Below are 19,786 nucleotides of genomic sequence, written 5' to 3'. Positions count from 1 at the left end.
GGAAAGAAGAGAACGAGGAGGCGTTGTCGATTTTGCAAAAAGGACAAGTCAGGAAAGCGATAAGCGGATTTTATTATGTATATGCGGATGGCCAAACGTATCAGACCAGAGGAAGAGGGAACTTCCGGGTAAAAAACATGGCTCCGCTTATCGGGGATTTTGTCGATTTCGAGAGTGACAATTTGACGGAAGGCGTTCTGTTGGATATCTATCCCAGAAAAAATGAATTGATTCGCCCGACTGTAGCGAATGTCGATTGGGGCGTCATTGTGATGTCGGCGATCGAACCGGATTTTTCTTCCTATTTGGTGGACCGCTTCCTGGTCTATCTGGAAGCCAAAAACATCAGACCCATCATCTATGTCACGAAAATTGATTTGTTGGATGGAACGGCCAAGGAGGAAATGCTCCATTTCAAAACCTACTACGAATCAATCGGCTATACGATGATTTTGTCGGACTATCCAGAAAGCTCCACTTCCCTGAAAAAGTTGGTTGCATCCATAGGCAAAGGGATGGCTGTGTTCATGGGCCAATCCGGTGCCGGGAAGTCCACTTTGCTGAATCAGCTGATGCCGGAGCTGGGCCTGGAAACGGGAGAAATCTCAACTTCATTGGGAAGAGGCCGCCACACGACCCGCCATGTCGAGCTGCACCCAGTCGGGGAAGCGCTGATTGCGGACACCCCAGGATTCAGCACGATCGACTTGGTCGAAATCGAAGCGGTCGAACTGCCTTCCCTTTTCCCTGATTTTGTGGCGCTGCGTGACCAATGCCGATTCGGCGGGTGCATGCACATCAATGAGCCGAACTGCAGGATAAAAGAAGCGGTCGCCTCCGGAGAAATTGCTCCGTACAGATACGAACATTATCTGCAGTTCCATGATGAAATCGTCGGGCGCAAACCGGTATACCAAAAAAATAAAAATAAGAGATAAGGTGCGTGTGAACATGAAAATTGCTCCATCCATATTGAGTGCTGATTTTGCGAATTTAGAAAGAGACGTCAAGCTAGTTGAGCAAGCGGGTGCCGATTATATCCATATTGATGCCATGGACGGCCAATTCGTCGCCAATCTGACGCTGGGCCCGAACGTTGTGCAAGCAATCCGTCCGCACACCAAGTTGCCGCTGGATTGTCATTTGATGGTGAATACGCCTGAAAAATTGATCCCGGCCTTTGCGAAAGCCGGCGCCGATATCATCACGATCCATGCAGAAGCGACCGCCCACATCCACGGCGCGATCCAGATGATCAAAAACGAGAACATCGCAGCCGGCGTCGTCATCAATCCGGGCACCAGCGTGGAAACCATCAAACCCGTATTGGGCGATGTCGATATGGTGCTCGTCATGACAGTCAACCCCGGTTTCGGCGGCCAGAGCTTCATCGAGAGTACCTTGGTCAAAATCCGGGAATTGGCTACATTGCGCGAAAAGCATGGGTACCGCTACGAAATCGAGGTTGATGGCGGCGTCACCCATGAAACGATCGTGAAATGCCTTGAAGCGGGCGCAGATGTATTTGTTGCCGGTTCTTATATTTATGATGATGAAAATCCGGCAGCGGCCATCAGCCGGCTGAAGGATGCTTGCCGTAATGCCGTCTGAGAAGGTTGTGATCGTGGTGGGCGGCGATCAGACCGGTGTCGCCGCCCTGGTTCGCCGTTATGCAGCCAGCCATCGGTTGGTCGGAGCAGACCGTGGAGCGTTGACGCTTGCCGGCCTGTTCGCAAACTTCGATGCGGCCATCGGCGATTTTGATTCCGTCACCCCGCAAGAAATGGAGAACATCAAAAAGAAATGCCGTGACTGCCGTATCCTCCCGGCCCAAAAAGACGAGACGGACACGGAAGCGGCCATTGCTTATGCGATCGAATCGTTCCAACCGGATGAAATCATTCTTCTGGGCGCCTTCGGAGGCCGATTGGATCATCTGATGAGCAATCTGTGGTTGGCGTTCCATCCGTTGGTGAAAGGGATGGCGGGCAAAATCAGCCTGATGGATCAGCAGAACACCTTGCGTTTCTATTTGCCCGGCAGTTATGTTCTGGAAAAGGAAGCGGAAAAAAAATATTTGTCTTTCATCGGCATGACGCCCGTCAAAAGCCTGACTCTGACGGGAGTTGCCTATCCTTTGGTTGAAAAGGATTACGCTTATCCGATCGCTTTAATCAGCAATGAATTCAACGGTACCGAGATGCATTTCTCTTTTGAGTCAGGCCTACTCGCGGTCATCCAAAGTTCGGATAAGCAAAAATAAGGAAAAAGGAAAGAGGCTGCGATTTTTCGCAGCCTCTTTCCTTATTTCTGGGCAGGCAATAAAAAAAGATGAGCTGGAATCATGGCATGGTCCCTGGGCTCATCTATATTTTTATACTCTTTCAACTTTACCAGATTTCAAAGCTCGAGCCGAAACCCATACTTTTTTAGGTTTTCCATCGACTAAGATACGAACTTTTTGTAAGTTTGGTTTGAAAGTACGTTTTGTGTAGTTCATAGCGTGGGAACGGTTATTACCTGAACGGCTTTTACGTCCTGTTACGAAACATTCTTTTGACATTTTCTTTCCTCCTTTGCTGTTACAGAAGCAAAGCTTCTTTCCAATTCATACACTTGATTAATTTATCATAATTCAAAAGTGAATGCAACTGTTTTAAAGGAAAAATACTTGACAGCCGATTTTTTTATCAGGTCTTCATCAAATATAGGCCTCAGAGCCTGCACAAAGAAAGACGGGAGCAGGAGATGAGAAAACACTGAAAATACTCCGAAAACAGTCAGAAATGCCGCAAATCGACCGGAAATGAGAATTTATGTCGCAAAAAGTTATTTCTTTTGTATAAAATATGCTATCATAATTTATAATTAACGATTGTGTGCACACATTAAGGAGGCTATTATCAATGGCAGTTAAAATCCAAACCCAGTATGGCATGGTTGATTTATCGAACGACGTGATCGCTACAGTGGTGGGCGGTGCCGCAACAGACAACTATGGTGTTGTCGGTATGGCCAGCAAAAATCAAATCAGAGATAACATCAGTGAAATACTGAAAAAAGAGAACTACTCGCGCGGTGTCGTGATTCGCCAGGAAGAAAATGGAGTAGCTGTTGATGTCTATATCATTGTGCTCTACGGAACGAAAATTTCCGAAATCTGCCGAAATGTCCAAACACAAGTCAAATATAATCTTGAAATGATGTTGGGCTTTTCTGCAAATACAGTAAATGTGTTTGTCCAAGGCGTAAGAGTATTAAAGGACTGAAAATTACAGATCACCACGTTTTGTGGTGAAGGAGGATTATAAAGGTGAAGAAAACTGAATTAACAGCGGAAGACTTCAAAGCGATGGTGGAAGTCGGCGCCGAACGTCTGAGCGAGAACGCGGAATATGTGAATTCCTTGAATGTGTTCCCCGTTCCGGACGGAGATACGGGCACGAACATGAATCTTTCGTTCACGTCCGGCGCCGAACGCGTCAGGCTATCGGATGCGACAAAAATTGATCAGTTGGGATCGGACTTGGCTAAAGGATTGTTGATGGGCGCCAGGGGTAATTCCGGCGTTATTTTATCCCAACTGTTCCGCGGCTTTTCAAAGGCGATCGAAGGCAAGACAACCTTGACTACGGCCGATTTTGCTGAAGCCTTTTCCCACGGAGTCGAGACAGCCTACAAGGCGGTTATGAAACCTGTGGAGGGCACCATCCTGACAGTTGCCCGCGAATCCGCCAAAGCGGCCGTTAAAAAGGCAGAACACACGGATGACGTCATCGAATTGATGGGAACGGTGCTCAAAGTGGCGCAGTTGGCACTGGAAAAGACACCAGACTTGCTGCCTGTCCTGAAAGAAGTCGGCGTCGTCGACAGTGGCGGTCAAGGTTTGGTTTATATCTACGAAGGTTTCATGGAATCATTGACCGGAGAGAAAGTCCCATCAGCCCACAAGGCGATCGCACAAGCTGATGTCACCGAAATCGCTCACCATGAAAATTATCATAATGTTTCCCATTCGATTGCGTCGGAAGACATCGAATTCGGATACTGCACAGAAATCATGGTCAAACTGGGCGAAGGCAAAACCGTGACGGACACCTTTGATTACGACACTTTCCGGAATCATCTGAACGCTATCGGGGATTCCTTGCTGGTTGTAGCGGATGACGAAATCGTGAAAGTCCACGTCCATACCGAATACCCGGGTGAAGTGATGAACTACGGCCAAAAATTTGGCTCTTTGATGAAAATCAAGGTTGACAATATGCGCATGCAACATGATGCGGTGCTGGAAAAAGCTGATGCACCTGTCCAAAAGCGCGAAAAGGTCCCTTACGGGGTGATAGCCGTTGCTGCAGGCGAGGGCGTACATGCGCTGTTCAAGAGTATGGGCGTCTCCACGATCATCAATGGCGGACAAACAATGAATCCGAGCACGGAAGACATCCTTAAAGCGATCGAAAGCACAAACGCTGAGAAGACGATCATTTTGCCGAACAACAAAAATATTTTCATGGCGGCAGAACAGGCTGCTGAAGTAGCCGATGCAGAGGTCGCAGTGGTGGCTTCGAAGACGATTTCGCAGGGCCTGACAGCCATGCTTGCGTTCAACGAAGCGGAGGATCTGGAAACGAACAAAGCCAATATGACTGCTGAACTCGAAAATGTGGTCAGCGGACAAATCACGAATGCAGTCCGCGATACTGTCATCGACGGATTGGCCATCACCAAAGACGACTACATGGGAATCGTCGACGGAAAAATCGTAATTGCCGAAAAGGACCGGAAAAGCGCAGCCGTCGAAACCCTTAAAAAAATGATCACGGATGACAGCGAAATTGTCACGATCATCTTCGGCGAAGACAGCGATGAGAAGGAGAGCAAAGAGATCGCCGCAATCATCGAATCCGAATACGATTTCCTGGAAGTGGAAGTTCAAGAAGGAAATCAACCGGTATACAGTTACCTTCTTTCTGTAGAATAATCAAAAAAAGCTGAACGAGCTTCTCTGTTCGGCTTTTCTTGTTCAAAAAGAGACCATGACGCGCGGAAGAAATTCAGGAGGCGGCAAATAAGGGGAAAAGAGCGCACGCTCAGAAGAAAGGAGCAGCAAAGATGGGAGCAACAGAAAACAGGCACTTGGATATCTATGATTCCGTCGAAGTGCTGCCCCATGTAGGGCCCAAAAGGATCGAAGCCCTGCATTCGTTGGGCATTGATACGATCTATGATCTGATCACCCATTTTCCGTTCCGTTACGAGGACATAAAAGTCAAAACGCTGGATGAAATCGAAGATTCGGATAAAGTCACATTGAAGGGACAAGTCGTGACGGCGCCGGTCGTGCATCATTACGGCTACAAAAAAAGCCGGCTATCCTTCAAGTTGGCCATTGAAGACGCCATCATTTCGGTGACCTTCTTCAACCAGCCTTACCTCAAGCAGAAGATTTTGCTCGAGGATGAGGTCGCGATCTTCGGCAAGTGGGAACGCGCCCGCCAAAGTTTGGCAGGGATGAAGATTCTGGGAAGCTCGAACGGCCAAGATGAGTTCGCCGCCATCTATCACGTCAACAAGACCATCAAACAACAGACAATCCTCAATCTGATCCGGCAGGCGATCGAACTGTATGCGCCGGCCATTCCCGAGATTCTCCCGCAGCACTTGACGCAGACCTATCATCTGATGAGCCATAGGGAAGCGATCCGGGCGATGCATTTCCCCAAAAGTGATGAAGAATCGGAGCAAGCCAGACGGCAAATCATCTACCAGGAGTTTTTTCTTTATCAAGTGCGGCTGCAATTGCTACAGCTGAACCGCAAAACGAGCAACAAAGGCATTCCGGTTCTGTATGATGTGGATAAGCTGAAAGGATTCATAGCGACTCTGCCGTTCGAACTTACGGATGGGCAAAAGAAGGTCGTCAACGAAATCTGCCGGGATCTGCGCAAACCTTATGAAATGAACCGTCTTTTGCAAGGGGATGTCGGCAGCGGCAAGACGATCGTTGCGGTCATTGCCTTGGTCGCGACTGTCCTGGGCGGGTATCAAGGCGCGTTCATGGTGCCTACCGAAATCTTGGCGGAACAGCATTACCGCACCCTGAAGAGCCTGTTCGAATACACGGATATTTCGGTTGCGCTGCTTACCGGCAGCACCAAGGCGAAGGAACGCAAAGATTTATTGAAGCAGCTCGCTGAAGGGCGGCTGCATATCCTGATCGGTACGCATGCCCTGATTCAGGAAGACGTCGTTTTTTCCGATTTGGGCTTGGTCATCACCGATGAACAGCACCGGTTCGGTGTGCAGCAAAGACACAAACTGAATGAAAAAGGCAACAATCCGAATGTTCTGTATATGACCGCCACCCCTATCCCAAGGACGCTGGCGATAACCACGATGGGGGAAATGGATGTTTCGGTGCTGGACCAGATGCCGGACGGGAGAAAGCCGATCAAAACCATCTGGAACAAATCGGACAAGCTCGAAAATGTACTTGAGTTCATCCGGAAACAGATGGATAATGGACAACAGGCATACATCATCACCCCGCTGATCGAGAAGTCCGAATCGCTGGACGTCAAGAATGCGGAAGATGTGCATCAAGCTGTTTCGGCCTACTACAAAGGCAAATACCAAGTGGGTCTGTTGCACGGACGCCTCAAATCCGAAGAAAAGGATCAGATCATGCGCCGGTTCCAAGACAATGAGCTGCAGGTTTTGGTATCGACGACAGTCATCGAAGTCGGCCTGAACGTGCCGAATGCAACCGTAATGGTCATCCAAGATGCCGACCGGTTTGGGCTTTCCCAACTCCATCAGCTGCGCGGCCGCGTGGGACGAGGGGACAAAGAATCCTACTGCGTGCTGCTTGCCGATCCGAAAACCGATAACGGCAAGGAACGCATGCGCATCATGGTTGAGTCGACTGACGGGTTTTACCTCAGTCAGCGGGATCTGGAGCTGCGCGGACCGGGTGACCTTTTCGGCAACAAACAATCCGGATTGCCCGACTTCAAGTCCGGGGATATTGTGCGGGATGCCGTCGTTCTGGATATTGCCCACAATGACGCTATCCAGATCACACGCGAAAAGGATTTCGGCAGCAACCCTGCCTACGCAAGTTTGAGGGAGGCCGTCGAACGCGAAAAAGAAAAGATCAAGAGATTGCAGTGAAACCAAAAAAAGTGAGGGATAACATCTATGAAAATCGCTGTAGATGCGATGGGTGGGGATTTTGCTCCCCAAGCAATAGTGGAGGGCATTTTAATGGCCGCCAAGGAGTTCAATGATTTAGAGTTTATGCTTTTCGGAGACGAAGCCAAGATACGCAAAGCCTTAGGGAACCAATATGACGAGGGCGGAAAAATCACTATCGTTCACACGACCGAAAAAATCGAAAGTGATGACGAACCGGTGAAGGCAATCCGCAGGAAAAAACAAGCATCCATGGTGATGGCAGCGCAAGCAGTAAAAAACAAAGAAGCCGATGCCTTGTTTTCCGCAGGCAACACAGGAGCGCTTCTGGCCGCCGGACTATTGATCATCGGCCGGATCAAAGGGATCGACCGGCCCGGATTGATGCCGATCCTTCCCGTCATAGGCAAAGAGAATGAACAGTTTCTATTGATGGATGCGGGCGCAAATGCCGACTGCAAGCCGGAAAACATCCATCAGTTCGGCCTTTTGGGATCCTACTATGCCAAGTTCGTGCAAGGCATCGAGAACCCGAGGGTCGCTTTGCTGAACAACGGTTCTGAAGCGACGAAGGGCAGCGAACTGTCCAAAAAAGCCTATCGATTGCTTGATGAGGATCCGGAGCTCAACTTCACCGGCAACATTGAAGCACGGGAGATCCTGCTCGGAGATGCGGACGTCGTCGTCACCGATGGTTTTACGGGGAATGCCGTCCTGAAGACAATGGAAGGAACAGCCATGTCTTTGCTGAAGCTGATCAAAAATCAATTGGTTTCAGGCGGGCTGAAAACAAAAATTGGCGGCATGCTGATCAAGGATTCCTTTTCGCAAATCAAAGATACGATGGATTATTCGAAGCACGGCGGGGCTGTACTGTTCGGATTGCGGGCACCGGTAGTCAAGACGCACGGATCCGCGGATAAAATCGCTGTCTATCACACGGTGAAGCAAATCCGCAAAATCATCAGCTCCCATGTCATCGATGATGTGGTGAAGCACTTTGATGACATGAATACTCAGTCTGCCGACCAATCAGAGCAAAAATAAAAAAATATAGACAAAAGATTAGGGTATGGGTAAAATAGATGTGAGCCTTTACAAAATATTTCCACTAAATGTGATGTAATTGGTCATGGAACGATAATGGAGGTGTGACGCTTGGCAGATGCAACAACTTTTGAGCGAGTAGCCAAGATGATTATTGAAAGATTCGGTGTCGATGAAGCGAAGGTTACGAGAGAGTTGACATTCCAAAAAGACCTTGGGGCGGACTCATTGGATATTGTTGAACTCGTTATGGAACTGGAAGATGTTTTTGCTGTACAGATTTCCGATGAAGATGCTGAGAAGATAATCACAGTAGGGGATGCAGTCGACTACATCGATTCTCAAAGATAAGAATCGCAATAATTTAACGACAGAAGCAACGTTGACGGTTTTCAAATGCCAATGTTGCTTTTTTTTCAGGCCATCCGACCCGTTTATGGCAGAAATATGAAAAGCATTAGAAATGAATGAAATAGCGGTTGTTTTTGCAGATGCTAAACCGTATAATATTAGGAGATATTTCGTCAAGTTTGTTATATAACATGAGAGGAGGCGACATGATGGGACTTGGAAGACCCTTGCTGGAGATAAACGCATTGCATACTGCTTTCCGGATGCAGGATCGCTATTTTGACGCAGTGGATGATGTTTCGTTCAGCCTGGAAAAAAATGAAATACTGGCCATTGTCGGAGAGTCCGGCTGCGGGAAAAGCACCCTCGCAACAACGATTGTGGGACTCCACAATAAAGCGAACACCCGGATTTCGGGGGAAATCATCTATCAGAACCTGAATCTTATCGACCTGAATGAAACGCTTTATAACCGCATCAGGGGGAATGATATCGGGATGATCTTTCAAGATCCCTTCTCCGCATTGAATCCGCTGATGACGGTAGGCGATCAGATAGAAGAAGTGCTGCTTTACCATTCCAAGATGACAAAAGAGGAACGCGGCCTGCGTGTGCGCGAGTTGCTGCTGCAAGTCAAGGTTGAGGATCCGGAAGGGACAGCCACACGCTACCCGCATGAGCTGACCAGGGAAGTGCTCCAACGGGTCGGAATTGCGGTTGCGATTGCCTGTGATCCGCCGATCATCATTGCGGATGAACCGACGACCTCGTTGGATGCCACTGTCCAAGCCCAAATTTTGGACTTGTTGAGCGAACTGAGGGAGGCCACCGGCGCCGGCATCATTTTGATCACGCATGATTTGGGTGTCGTCGCCGAAGTCGCTGATAGAGTTGCCGTCATGTATGCGGGCCAGATTGTCGAAACGGCCGGTGTTGTGGACCTGTTCACGGATCCCAAGCATCCTTACACCCGTTCCTTGCTGCGTTCTATGCCGCAGGCGAATGGGCCGTTCGAATCGGCTTCCAGAGAACTTTACGTGATTCAAGGGGATGTCCCTTCCCTGCAGCAATTGCCTAAACAGGGCTGTCGTTTTGCCGGACGGATTCCCTGGATCCCCTTTTCCGCGCACGAAGAGTCACCCAAAATGCACGAAATTTCGAAAGGGCATTTTGTCAGGTGCACATGCCATGAGTCTTTCCGTTTCGAAGGGGAGAGTGAATAAGATGGCTTCATTGGAAATTAAAGATTTGAAAGTCCACTATCCGATCGAAGGCGGCTTCTTAGCCGGCAAAAAGAGCCATGCAGCCGTTGACGGCATCAGCCTCTTCCTCGAAGAAGGAAAAAATTACGGTTTGGTGGGCGAATCCGGATCCGGAAAATCTACTGCCGGAAGAGCGATTGTCGGCTTGGAGCGGATCACTGCCGGCCGAATTTTTTATGAAGGCGCTGATGTCACCGCCACGATCGGCAAGCGGAAAGCGGCCCACAAACGCAATGTCCAGATGATTTTCCAGGATTCGAGCGCCAGCCTGAATCCGAAAAAACAAATCGGACAGATCGTTTCCGAACCATTGCATAATTTTGAGAAGCTTTCCCGCCAGGAAGAAAAAAAACGGGTGCTGGAATTGCTGGAAATGGTCGGCTTGCAGGAAGATGCACTGCGGAAGTACCCTCATGAATTCAACGGCGGACAAAGGCAGCGTATCGCTTTGGCCAGGGCGGTTGCGCTGCGTCCGAAATTTGTAGTTGCTGATGAACCGGTTTCGGTGTTGGATCTTTCCGTTCAGGCGCAAGTGCTGAACTATATGAAACGCATCCAGGAAGAGTACAAACTCAGCTATTTGTTCATTTCCCACGACCTCGGCGTCGTGAAACAGATATGCGATGAATTGGCGATTATGTATCGGGGGAGATTCGTGGAGTACGGTGACAGGCAGGACATCTATCTCAATCCGCAGCACATCTACACAAAAAGGCTCCTTTCCGCAATACCGAACGTGGATCCGACGAAGCGGGACTGGCACAAACGCTTGCGGCGGGAAATAGAATCAGAATACAAACAAAGTATGGAAAGTTTTCTGGCAACGGACGGGCGAGTGGGGGATCTGATCCCGCTGTCGGAAACGCACCGAATTGCCGGTGAACCACCGAAAGGAGAGCGGTAGCGATGTGGAATAGGATTTTGAGACGCTTGCTCTATATCGTTCCGCAACTGTTGGCGTTCAGCCTGGTTGTGTTTGCGCTGGCGCAATGGATGCCGGGTGACCCTCTGAAAGGGTCGCTCATGAATCCGGATAGCCCTTGGTACATGCGGTATCTGCAGTGGCTCGCAAATCTGTTCAGAGGCGATTTCGGGCTCAGTTACACTTACCGGATGCCTGTAGCTGTCCTGATTGGTGCCAGGCTCGCAAACACGCTCTGGTTAGCCGGGGCCGCGCTGTTGTTGACCTATCTGATCGCTGTGCCGCTTGGCGTTTATGCAGGGCGTTTTGATGGCTCTTTAGGAGATAGAGTCATTCGGTTTTTGAACAGCATCAGTTCGGCGTTGCCGATATTCATTGGTGCTCTGCTGCTGGTTTGGCTTTTTGGATTTCAGATGGCACTTTTCCCGACGCGCGGGATGCCTCTGTTGCCGGAATCGCAGACTTTGCTTGCCTCCCTTTTGAATAGGCTCCACCACTTGGCTTTGCCTGCTCTGGCCTTTGCTCTTTCGGCATCTGCCAGCACCATCCAGCGCCTGAGGTCCGGCATTATCGAGGCAAAGCGAGAAGATTACGTGCTGACAGCCCGTTCAAAAGGTGTTCCGGAGAGCATGGTGTACCGGAAGCACATCTTCAGGAATTCCAGCCTGCCGATAACGGCTCTGCTGGGCTATGACGTCACCGGCCTGATAGGCGGAAGCATTTTCGTCGAATACGTCTTTTCCTACCCGGGGATCGGCCGCTTGCTCATCAGTTCTTTGGAAACCCGGGATTTCAGTGTCATCATTGCCCTGTTGCTGATCTACGGGCTGGCTGCTTTGATCGGAACAGTAGTATCCGACATCGTTCTGACCATCGTGGATCCACGCGTCAGGATGAGGTAGAAAGAGAAAGGGGGGATAGGTTGAATACGGAGGAAGAAAAGAAAGCAGGGAGAATGGAAGAGCTGAAGACGGAAATTGCCTCCATTGCGGTAAGCGAGAACCGGTTAAGCCATGTTGTGAATGAGGAAACAAAAACAGTCGTCGATTTTCGCGGCATGCTTGAAGAATTCCGGAAAGACAGATTAGCGGTCGTGGCCTTGTTGACGCTCGTTTTTCTCTTGTTGTTCGTCTTTGTCGGGGCCCTTTTTTTTGACGAAACCCAAGTGATGCAGGTAGACTTGCTGAACCGATATGCCTCGCCGGGAAAAAATCATCTGTTGGGAACGGATGAAGCGGGGCGGGATGTGCTGGGCCAGTTGTTGTTGGGAGCCCGCACCTCGCTGGTGGCGGGAACCGCAGTGACGATCCTGACCGGAGCCATAGGAATCGGGTTAGGTGTGCTTTCAGGTTTTTACGGCGGCCTGCTGGATGGCTTGCTTATGCGCTTCAATGAATCCATCATGGTTCTTCCGGTAAGCGTACTGGTCCTTGTGCTCGTGTCCATTGTGTCGGAGTACAATCTTTTTGTGTTCATATTGCTTATGAGCGCATTCAATTGGCCGGGGAAATCGAAAGTATTCCGCAACCGGACGCGTTCAGAAGCCAGTCGCGATTATGTGCGGGCATCCAAAATAGCCGGGACGAACGATATACTGATCATGTTCCGGGAAATCCTGCCCAACCTAAGTTCACTCGTCATCATCAATACGACTATGTCCTTGGCAAGAAATATCGGGATGGAGACGGGGTTGAGTTTTCTGGGTTTTGGACTGCCGCCCACCGTGCCGAGCGTAGGCAATTTACTGCGTTATGCGATTGCTCCCATTGTCTTCGAGAACTATGCATGGGTATGGTTACCAGCGTCCGCGCTTATCTTTCTGCTGTTGTTGTGCATCATTTATGTCGGACAGGCATTACGGCGTGCGGCTGATGCTAGACAAACGCAAGGATAATAAGGAGGATGAGTTATGCTGAATAAACTGATTTTTCCGTTTTTGTTGGCTGCGCTTTTGGCCGGTTGCGGAAACAATGATGTTGTGTCGGAAACCGAAAGGAACTTGCCGGATTCATCCGCCGTCATCCAGAAATTCGACACGGTCATGAACAGCGATGCGCCTGCCATCCGTGGCGGCATGCTGAAATACGCTTTAGTGGCCGAATCTTCCTTCCAGGGCATCTTCAGCCCGGTTTTTTCTGAAGATGCCTATGACGAGGAACTCATGGGCTTTTCGCATGAATCCATTTTTGCGTATGACGAGGAGTTTCAACTTACGCAGGACGGCATGGCTACCTTTGTGCTCAATGAAAATTTAAAAACAATTTCGATCACCTTGCAGGATAATCTGAAGTGGTCGGACGGAGCGGCGCTTACAGCCGACGATATCCTGTATGCCTATGAGGTGATCGGGCATCCGGATTATGCCGGTTCCCTTTATGGAGAGACCTTTGCCAATGTCATAGGCATGGCCGAATACCACGAAGGCATTGCGGATGCGATCGCCGGTATCGATGTCTTGGACGATACGCATCTTACCATTGCATTCAAAGAACTGAATCCGTCCGTTTTGCAGGCGGGAGGAGCGTTATGGAGCCAACCGTTGCCAAGGCATCAATTGGGAAGCATTCCTGTGTCCGAAATGATGAATGCCCCGCAGCTCCGTGAACAATCCGTAGGCACGGGGCCTTTCCGTGTCAAAACGATCGTTCCGGGAGAGTCGGTCCTTTTTGAGGCCAACGAGTATTATTGGAAAGGCAAGCCGAAATTGGATCATATCCTTGTGGAAGCAGTCAGCCCAGCAACAATCGTATCCGAAATGGAAGCGGGGAATTACGACGTCGCCGTTTTGCCGGCAAGTTCTTACGAAACTTATAAGGATTTCGATAATATCACCCTGTTGGGCAGAGAAGCGTTGGCGACCACCTATATCGGCTTCAAATTGGGCTCCTGGGACGCTGAATCAGGCGCCAACAGTCTGGATCCGAACAATAAAATGGCGGATGCGGCGTTGCGGAGAGCGATGGCGTATGCGCTTGACAACGAAAGCATCGCAGCACTCATTTTTGATGGGCTGCAGCAGTCGGCAAACGGCATGATTCCGCCAGCGTTTGAAGGATTCGGTGATGCTGAGGCAGCCGGTTTCAGTTATGATCCCGCAAAAGCCGCAGCGTTGCTGGATGAGGCCGGCTACATCGATCAGGATGGCGATGGTTATCGGGAAACACCGGACGGAAAGCTGCTCGCGATCAGTTTTGCGGCTGTTGCGGGGGGCGATGCGGCTGATACAGTTGCAGCGTATTATATCCAGCAATGGAAAGCGGTGGGGCTGGATGTTTCGCTTGCTACAGGAAGACTGATTGAATACCACCGTTTCCAGGACATGCTTGCATCCGACGATCCGGCGATCGACGTCTATCAGGGGACGTGGGCGACAGGGATGGATCCCAATCCAACCGGATTTTTCGGCCGTACCAGCGCCCTGAACTATACGCGGTGGACCAACGAAAAGAATGATTCCTTGTTGGATCAGATCAATGCTGCGGTATCCATGGAAGAAAATAAGCGGACGGGAATCTATCGCGAATGGCAAAAATTGCTGATTGAGGAAGCCCCTGTCATCCCTACGCTGTGGCGTACGCAGATTTTTGCCGTCAATAATCGGGTCAAGAATTTCAATATCCGCTATGGCGCAACCAGAGGGTGGGAGACCATCGAACTGACTTCGGAAGAGCCTGTTCGCTGATGTTTGTCAAGTTCATGGCCAAAATTAATTGAGGAGGAGGCCCGGAGTGATGTCCGGGCCTCTTTCCCGTGAGCAAAGGCAGTCTGTTCGGGAACTAAATTTGCGTGCTAATGGCACCTATTTGTCGTATAATGAAAAAGGACTCTATTTTTCAAAACAGCCTGGAAATAAAGAGTCCATTCAAGGAAAGGAGGGAACGAATTGGAAAAAATAGTCAAGCAGATAGCAAAAGACTTCTCGATCGTTTTCAATGATGAGCACCTTTTGCATGAAGCATTTACCCATTCATCTTATGTGAATGAGCATCGTCATCTGGAAATACAGGATAATGAACGACTGGAGTTCTTGGGGGATGCGGTCCTGGAAGTCATCATCTCCGATTATTTGTTTCATACCTATGATACGTGGCATGAAGGCAAAATGACCCGTCTGCGGGCGCAGATCGTCTGCGAACCCAGCTTGTCCGCCTTTGCAAAGGACTGTCATTTCGACAGCTATATCCGGTTGGGCAAAGGGGAAGAGAATATGGGCGGAAGGCAACGTCCGGCTTTGTTGTGCGATGTCTTCGAAGCTTTCATCGGAGCCGTCTATCTCGACCAAGGCATCGAAGCCGCCAGGAAATTCATCGAGCAAGTCATGATCGCGAAATTAAAAGAGGATGCTTTTTCACATGTGATGGATCACAAAACCCACCTTCAGGAAGAACTGCAAAAAAACGGGGATGTGGACATCCAATATATTCTCCTGAATGAAGACGGACCTGCGCATGCCAAATTGTTTGATGTGGAAGTGCGGGCATTCGGAAAAGTGCTGGGCCAAGGGCAAGGGCCGAGCAAAAAAGCAGCCGAACAAAAAGCGGCACAAAACGCTTTGGAATCTTTACAAAAATGAAAAGCAAGTTTCACCGGAAAGGATGTTATCTTTGCATCTTGAAAGAATAGAAATGTCAGGCTTCAAATCATTCGCCGACAAAACCGTAATCGAGTTTGATGAAGGTGTGACAGCGGTGGTAGGACCGAACGGAAGCGGCAAGAGCAATCTCTCGGAAGCTGTCCGTTGGGTATTGGGCGAACAATCCGCCAAAAATCTGCGGGGGAAAAAAATGGACGATATCGTTTTCGCCGGATCGCAGACACGCAAACCCGTCAATATTGCGGAAGTGACCCTGATCCTGAACAACGAGGACGGATTCCTGCCGCTGGAGTTCAGCGAAGTGAGCATCACCAGAAGATACAACCGCAATGGCGACAGTGACTGTTTCATCAACAAGAAGCCATGCAGGCTCAAGGACATAACGGAACTGCTGATGGATTCGGGCATCGGGAAAGACTCTTTCTCGATGATTTCGCAGGGGAAAGTGGAACAAATTTTCCAGAACAAACCTGAGGACAGAAGGGTCATCCTGGAGGAGGCTGCGGGCGTAGCGAGATACAAAAACCGCAAAACGAGCGCCGAGCGGAAGCTTTCCCAAACGGAAGAACACCTGAACCGAATCGAGGATATCCTGCATGAAATCAACAGCCAACTGGCTCCGCTGGAAATCCAACGCAAAACGGCATTGAATTATCAGGAGAAAAAGGCGTGGCTGAGCGAAATCGAGATCGCTCTGACAGCTTCCGAAATCGAGCGGTTGAATACGCAGTGGCAAGCCAGCAAACGGGAACTCGTCGAGTACGACCGGAAAATCAGCAGGGAAGAGCAGTCCCTTGAGGATACCCAATCGGGCTTGCGCGAACTGAAGCTCAAGCTGGACGCTTGCGATGAGCAACTTGAAGCACTGCAGAGCGGCTATGTGACGATCATCCAGAAGTTGGAGCAGCTGGAAGGGCAGAAGCAGGTTTTCCAGCAACGAGCGTTGTTCTCTTCAAAAAATCAGGAAGAGCAAGCGCAGCTTATCGTTGAAAAAGAGGCGCTCATCAAAATGGAAAAAGCCAATCTGGCCGCTTTGCGGATGGAGCTTGCAGCAAAAGCGGACGCCAGGAAAGAACTTGCGGCTAAAAGGGAAAGCTTAGCCGAAAAAGAAGCCCAGTTGGCGCAAAACCGGACAGAACTTGTCCAACAGCTCCGCAACGACTATATCGACAGGCTGCAGGAACAATCCAGCAACCGGAACACCACGGTCCATCTTGAAAAGGAAATGACGCTCGCAACGGAACAAGAACATCGACTCCTTTCCAAAAGCGACGAACTCAGGAAAAATCTGCGGCAATTGAAAGCGAAACAGGAAACGCTGGAAGAAGAACATCGCCGGTTTGTCGCAGACAACGCCGATTTGGAATCGGAATTGCAGGAGTGCAAACAGAATCATTTCCAACTTGTCTCCAAACTCCAACAACTGAACGCGGAGCTGGATACCGTCACCCGGAATCTGCAGCAAGCGGAAGCCCGGCGTGAAAGCCAGCAAGAGCTGGATGACAGTTATGCCAGCTATTATCAGGGCGTAAAGGAAATGCTGCGCAGGCGCGAAAGCGTTCCGGGAATCCGCGGGCCTGTCGCAGAGTTGATCCAAGTTCCCGAAAAATACACTTTGGCGATGGAAATCGCTCTGGGGGCTACGATGCAGCATATCGTCGTCGCTGATGAACGCACAGCCTCCCAGTGCATCAGTATCCTGAAAGCCCAGCACTTGGGGCGCGCGACTTTCCTTCCGATGACGGTGATCCAGGGCAAGTCGTTGCCTGCCTCTGTTCGGGCCGCGCTGGAAGCCAGTCCCGGCTATCTGGGCATCGCGAATGAGCTGATCGGCCATGAGGAAATATACAGCGCGATCGTCAGTAATTTGCTTGGCACAACGGTTGTAGCCTCGAATCTGCAGGAAGGACTGCAGATTTCCAAAAAATTGCAGAGCCGCTACCGCATCGTAACGCTGGAAGGGGATGTGATTCATGCCGGCGGATCGATGACCGGTGGTGCGACAAGGCGTCAGCAAGAGGCTTCCTTGTTGGCCCGCAAAAATAATCTGAAGAAGTTGACCGATTACGTGCAACAAATGTCCATCCAGTACAATCAACTGAAACGGGAGCATGAAAAATGGTCGCTGCAGCAACAGAGTCTCCAAGAAGAGCTGGATGTCATGCGCCAAAAAGCCAACATCAAACAGTTCGAACTGAAGCAACGGGAAGCATCCCTGCAACAAGTGACAGCCGAAATCACGGTTAAAGAAAAGGAATCGGCTGCCCACGAATACGAAAAGCGCATGTTTTACGAAGAGAAATCGGAAAGGCAAACGCAATTGGCGCAAGCCCAACAAAATTTGCTTGTCCTCGACAGCGAAATCGAACAACTCCAAAAGGATATAGCGGAATCCAGCCTCAATGAGGAAGAACGTTTGAAATTGCTGCAGGCTGTTCAAGCAGATCGGCAACAGGCAGATCAGGAACTTGCGGTCCTGCAAGAGCAAGAGAAGCAAATCAGGCGGGACGTGAAACTTTCAACCGAGCGCATCCAAACGGAACAAGAGGCGATCTTGGCGCTGAAAGGCAAACAGGATCAAGTCGCGAAACTGGCCGATACCGAAACAATGACAATCCAAGAAATCGAAGCGCAGCTGAAGGCCGCTTATGCGGAAAAAAATAGCTGCGATGCCGACCTGAAGCAGCTGCGCGAGCAAAAAAAGCAAATGGAACAAAATCGCGCTGTCCAGGAAACCGAACAGAACGAAAGAAACAAACGGCTCCAGAAATTATGGAGCGAGCATGCCAAACTGGAAACGAACGCCGGGCGTCATGAAATCGCCATCGACCACCATCTCGCACATTTGAGCGAGGAGTACGGCCTCAGCTTCGAAGCGGCTAAAGCAGCACATCAGCTGGAGCAAGAACCCGAAGAGGCAGCACGGCAAGTCAAAAAGCTGAAGAAAGAGATCGAAGATTTGGGGCCGATCAATCTGGGCGCCATCGAGGAATATGAACGCATTTCTGAGCGATTCACTTTCCTTTCGGAGCAACAGACAGATCTTTTGTCCGCCAGAGGCAACCTGCTGAATACGATGAACGAAATGGATGACGAGGTCCGGTCGCGTTTCAAAGAGACTTTCGTTCAGATCAAAAAACAATTTGAAAAAACCTTCCCGAAACTGTTCGGCGGCGGCAAAGCGACATTGGAGCTGACTGATCCGAATGACCTGTTGGAGACCGGCATCGAAATCGTGGCGCAGCCACCCGGGAAAAAACTTCAGCAGCTCAGCTTGCTTTCCGGCGGGGAAAAAGCCTTCACTGCGATTGCGCTTTTGTTTGCCATCATTGAGGTCAAACCGGTGCCGTTCTGCATCCTGGATGAAGTCGAAGCTGCATTGGATGAAGCGAATGTTTCCCGCTTCGGAAAATATCTTGCGGCCTCTACAGGCTTGACGCAATTCATCGTCATCACCCATCGCAAGGGCACGATGGAAGAAGCGGATGCACTATACGGCGTGACCATGCAGGATTCCGGTGTGTCCCGCCTGGCATCGGTCAAATTTGAAGATTACGAAGAAATAGGTTAAGGGGATGAGGAAGAATGATTAAACTGATAGCACTCGACTTGGATGGCACACTGCTGGATCCTGAAAAAAAAATCAGCGACGCGAACAAACAGGCAATCAAACGGGCACGGGAAGCCGGCGTGAAGGTCGTTCTCTGCACCGGGCGCCCGCTGATGGGCATCAAGGCGTATGTGGATGAGCTGGATCTGCTGCACGCAGAAGATTACTCCATCACCTATAACGGAGGATTGGTCCAAAAAAACAAAACGGCTGAAATCATCTCCCAGAAGGTGCTGAATTACGGCCAAGTAGCGGAGCTTTATGATCTGAGCAGGGAGCTGAATATCCCAATGAACATGCTGGATCTGGAATTTGTTTACGAACCGGAGTATCCGGAAGGCAAGGAGTCCCTTTATAAGAGCTTGCAGAGTTCGAGCTTGCCGTTCGTCGCGAAAAAGATCGAAGATTTCCAGGAGAATCACGCATTCAATAAGGTAGTCTTTTGCATCGCACCTGCAGTTCTGGATGAAGCGATCACAAAAATACCAGGGGATTTCTACAGCAAATATTCGATGATGAAATCGCGCCCGCTCCTGTTCGAAGTCATGCATCCGGAAGTCGACAAGGGCAACGGCATCGCGGCTTTATGCGCGCATCTGGGGATCACTGCCGATGAAGTCATGGCTTGCGGGGATGAAGAGAATGATTTGGCGATGCTGGATTATGCAGGAGTGAGCGTCGCGATGGGGAATGCTCCCGAAAAAATCAAGGAACGGGCGAGTTTTGTCACTAAGACAAACGGGGAAGACGGCGTCGCGCACGCAATCGAAACACTGGTGTTTGCGTAAGAGCCCGCCTCAAAT

The 19,786-nt window shown here is 49.9% G+C and carries 17 protein-coding genes; 16 read left to right on the top strand and 1 reads right to left on the bottom strand.

What is annotated here, in order from left to right:
* Positions 1-32 precede the first annotated feature (32 nt).
* The 3 genes from rsgA to BMX58_RS08525 are packed head-to-tail and all read left to right on the top strand — an operon-like array spanning position 33 to position 2,263.
* Positions 33-938: a ribosome small subunit-dependent GTPase A gene (gene rsgA, locus BMX58_RS08535; protein ID WP_068623797.1), complete on the top strand. Its 906-nt coding sequence runs from the start codon at positions 33-35 to the stop codon at positions 936-938.
* A 13-nt stretch (positions 939-951) separates the two neighbouring features.
* Entirely contained in the window at positions 952-1,611 is a 660-nt protein-coding gene (gene rpe, locus BMX58_RS08530) for a ribulose-phosphate 3-epimerase (RefSeq protein ID WP_068623880.1), read from the top strand.
* Positions 1,601-2,263: a thiamine diphosphokinase gene (locus BMX58_RS08525; protein ID WP_068623799.1), complete on the top strand. Its 663-nt coding sequence runs from the start codon at positions 1,601-1,603 to the stop codon at positions 2,261-2,263. The genes rpe and BMX58_RS08525 overlap by 11 nt, the downstream gene beginning before the upstream one ends.
* Before the next feature lie 111 nt (positions 2,264-2,374).
* Here the strand turns inward: BMX58_RS08525 and rpmB are convergent, their stop codons facing one another.
* The gene (gene rpmB / locus BMX58_RS08520) at positions 2,375-2,563 is read right to left on the bottom strand and encodes a 50S ribosomal protein L28 (protein ID WP_068562155.1); all 189 of its coding nucleotides are present in this window, start codon (positions 2,561-2,563) and stop codon (positions 2,375-2,377) included.
* Between the two features lie 343 nt (positions 2,564-2,906).
* Between rpmB and BMX58_RS08515 the strand changes: the two genes are divergently transcribed.
* The 13 genes from BMX58_RS08515 (at position 2,907) to yidA (ending at position 19,771) form a co-directional block, all read left to right on the top strand.
* Positions 2,907-3,269, top strand: a complete 363-nt coding sequence (locus tag BMX58_RS08515; protein ID WP_068623801.1) for an Asp23/Gls24 family envelope stress response protein — start codon at positions 2,907-2,909, stop codon at positions 3,267-3,269.
* 44 nt (positions 3,270-3,313) lie between these two features.
* A complete protein-coding gene (locus BMX58_RS08510) occupies positions 3,314-4,984 on the top strand; it encodes a DAK2 domain-containing protein (protein WP_068623803.1) in 1,671 nt (556 codons plus the stop codon).
* A 71-nt stretch (positions 4,985-5,055) separates the two neighbouring features.
* A complete protein-coding gene (gene recG / locus BMX58_RS08505; protein WP_275425226.1) occupies positions 5,056-7,176 on the top strand; it encodes an ATP-dependent DNA helicase RecG in 2,121 nt (706 codons plus the stop codon).
* 27 nt (positions 7,177-7,203) lie between these two features.
* Positions 7,204-8,244: a phosphate acyltransferase PlsX gene (gene plsX, locus BMX58_RS08500; RefSeq protein ID WP_068623807.1), complete on the top strand. Its 1,041-nt coding sequence runs from the start codon at positions 7,204-7,206 to the stop codon at positions 8,242-8,244.
* Positions 8,245-8,355: 111 nt separating this feature from the next.
* A complete protein-coding gene (acpP, locus tag BMX58_RS08495; protein WP_068623810.1) occupies positions 8,356-8,595 on the top strand; it encodes an acyl carrier protein in 240 nt (79 codons plus the stop codon).
* Positions 8,596-8,804: 209 nt separating this feature from the next.
* Positions 8,805-9,818: an ABC transporter ATP-binding protein gene (locus BMX58_RS08490; protein WP_068623812.1), complete on the top strand. Its 1,014-nt coding sequence runs from the start codon at positions 8,805-8,807 to the stop codon at positions 9,816-9,818.
* A 1-nt stretch (position 9,819) separates the two neighbouring features.
* Positions 9,820-10,761 (top strand): ATP-binding cassette domain-containing protein, encoded by a 942-nt coding sequence (locus BMX58_RS08485; RefSeq protein WP_068623813.1) that lies wholly within the window; start codon positions 9,820-9,822, stop codon positions 10,759-10,761.
* Between the two features lie 2 nt (positions 10,762-10,763).
* Positions 10,764-11,681: an ABC transporter permease gene (locus BMX58_RS08480; protein WP_068623816.1), complete on the top strand. Its 918-nt coding sequence runs from the start codon at positions 10,764-10,766 to the stop codon at positions 11,679-11,681.
* 116 nt (positions 11,682-11,797) lie between these two features.
* The gene (locus BMX58_RS08475; RefSeq protein WP_420855203.1) at positions 11,798-12,673 is read left to right on the top strand and encodes an ABC transporter permease; all 876 of its coding nucleotides are present in this window, start codon (positions 11,798-11,800) and stop codon (positions 12,671-12,673) included.
* A 15-nt stretch (positions 12,674-12,688) separates the two neighbouring features.
* Positions 12,689-14,461 carry an oligopeptide ABC transporter substrate-binding protein gene (locus BMX58_RS08470; protein WP_068623818.1) on the top strand — a complete coding sequence of 591 codons (1,773 nt, stop codon included), beginning with the start codon at positions 12,689-12,691 and terminating at the stop codon, positions 14,459-14,461.
* A gap of 201 nt (positions 14,462-14,662) precedes the next feature.
* Positions 14,663-15,352, top strand: a complete 690-nt coding sequence (rnc, locus tag BMX58_RS08465; RefSeq protein WP_068623819.1) for a ribonuclease III — start codon at positions 14,663-14,665, stop codon at positions 15,350-15,352.
* 31 nt (positions 15,353-15,383) lie between these two features.
* A complete protein-coding gene (gene smc / locus BMX58_RS08460) occupies positions 15,384-18,944 on the top strand; it encodes a chromosome segregation protein SMC (RefSeq protein ID WP_068623822.1) in 3,561 nt (1,186 codons plus the stop codon).
* A gap of 14 nt (positions 18,945-18,958) precedes the next feature.
* On the top strand, positions 18,959-19,771 hold the full coding sequence (gene yidA, locus BMX58_RS08455) for a sugar-phosphatase (protein ID WP_068623825.1): 813 nt from the start codon (positions 18,959-18,961) through the stop codon (positions 19,769-19,771).
* Positions 19,772-19,786: the final 15 nt, after the last annotated feature.

The sequence above is a fragment of the Trichococcus ilyis genome (genome assembly GCF_900109135.1).
Taxonomy (GTDB): Bacteria; Bacillota; Bacilli; order Lactobacillales; family Aerococcaceae; genus Trichococcus; species Trichococcus ilyis.
The sequence above is the reverse complement of the archived record's forward strand: the minus strand, read 5'-3'. Positions and strand labels throughout refer to the sequence as shown.

What these genes read in the sequence shown, in the direction of transcription:
- rpe (WP_068623880.1), top strand. Translation starts at nt 952, where the DNA reads ATGAAAATTGCTCCATCCATATTGAGTGCTGATTTTGCGAATTTAGAA.
- BMX58_RS08515 (WP_068623801.1), top strand. Translation starts at nt 2,907, where the DNA reads ATGGCAGTTAAAATCCAAACCCAGTATGGCATGGTTGATTTATCGAAC.
- rpmB (WP_068562155.1), bottom strand. Translation starts at nt 2,563, where the DNA reads ATGTCAAAAGAATGTTTCGTAACAGGACGTAAAAGCCGTTCAGGTAAT.
- plsX (WP_068623807.1), top strand. Translation starts at nt 7,204, where the DNA reads ATGAAAATCGCTGTAGATGCGATGGGTGGGGATTTTGCTCCCCAAGCA.
- BMX58_RS08490 (WP_068623812.1), top strand. Translation starts at nt 8,805, where the DNA reads ATGGGACTTGGAAGACCCTTGCTGGAGATAAACGCATTGCATACTGCT.
- BMX58_RS08470 (WP_068623818.1), top strand. Translation starts at nt 12,689, where the DNA reads ATGCTGAATAAACTGATTTTTCCGTTTTTGTTGGCTGCGCTTTTGGCC.
- BMX58_RS08480 (WP_068623816.1), top strand. Translation starts at nt 10,764, where the DNA reads ATGTGGAATAGGATTTTGAGACGCTTGCTCTATATCGTTCCGCAACTG.
- BMX58_RS08485 (WP_068623813.1), top strand. Translation starts at nt 9,820, where the DNA reads ATGGCTTCATTGGAAATTAAAGATTTGAAAGTCCACTATCCGATCGAA.
- yidA (WP_068623825.1), top strand. Translation starts at nt 18,959, where the DNA reads ATGATTAAACTGATAGCACTCGACTTGGATGGCACACTGCTGGATCCT.
- BMX58_RS08525 (WP_068623799.1), top strand. Translation starts at nt 1,601, where the DNA reads ATGCCGTCTGAGAAGGTTGTGATCGTGGTGGGCGGCGATCAGACCGGT.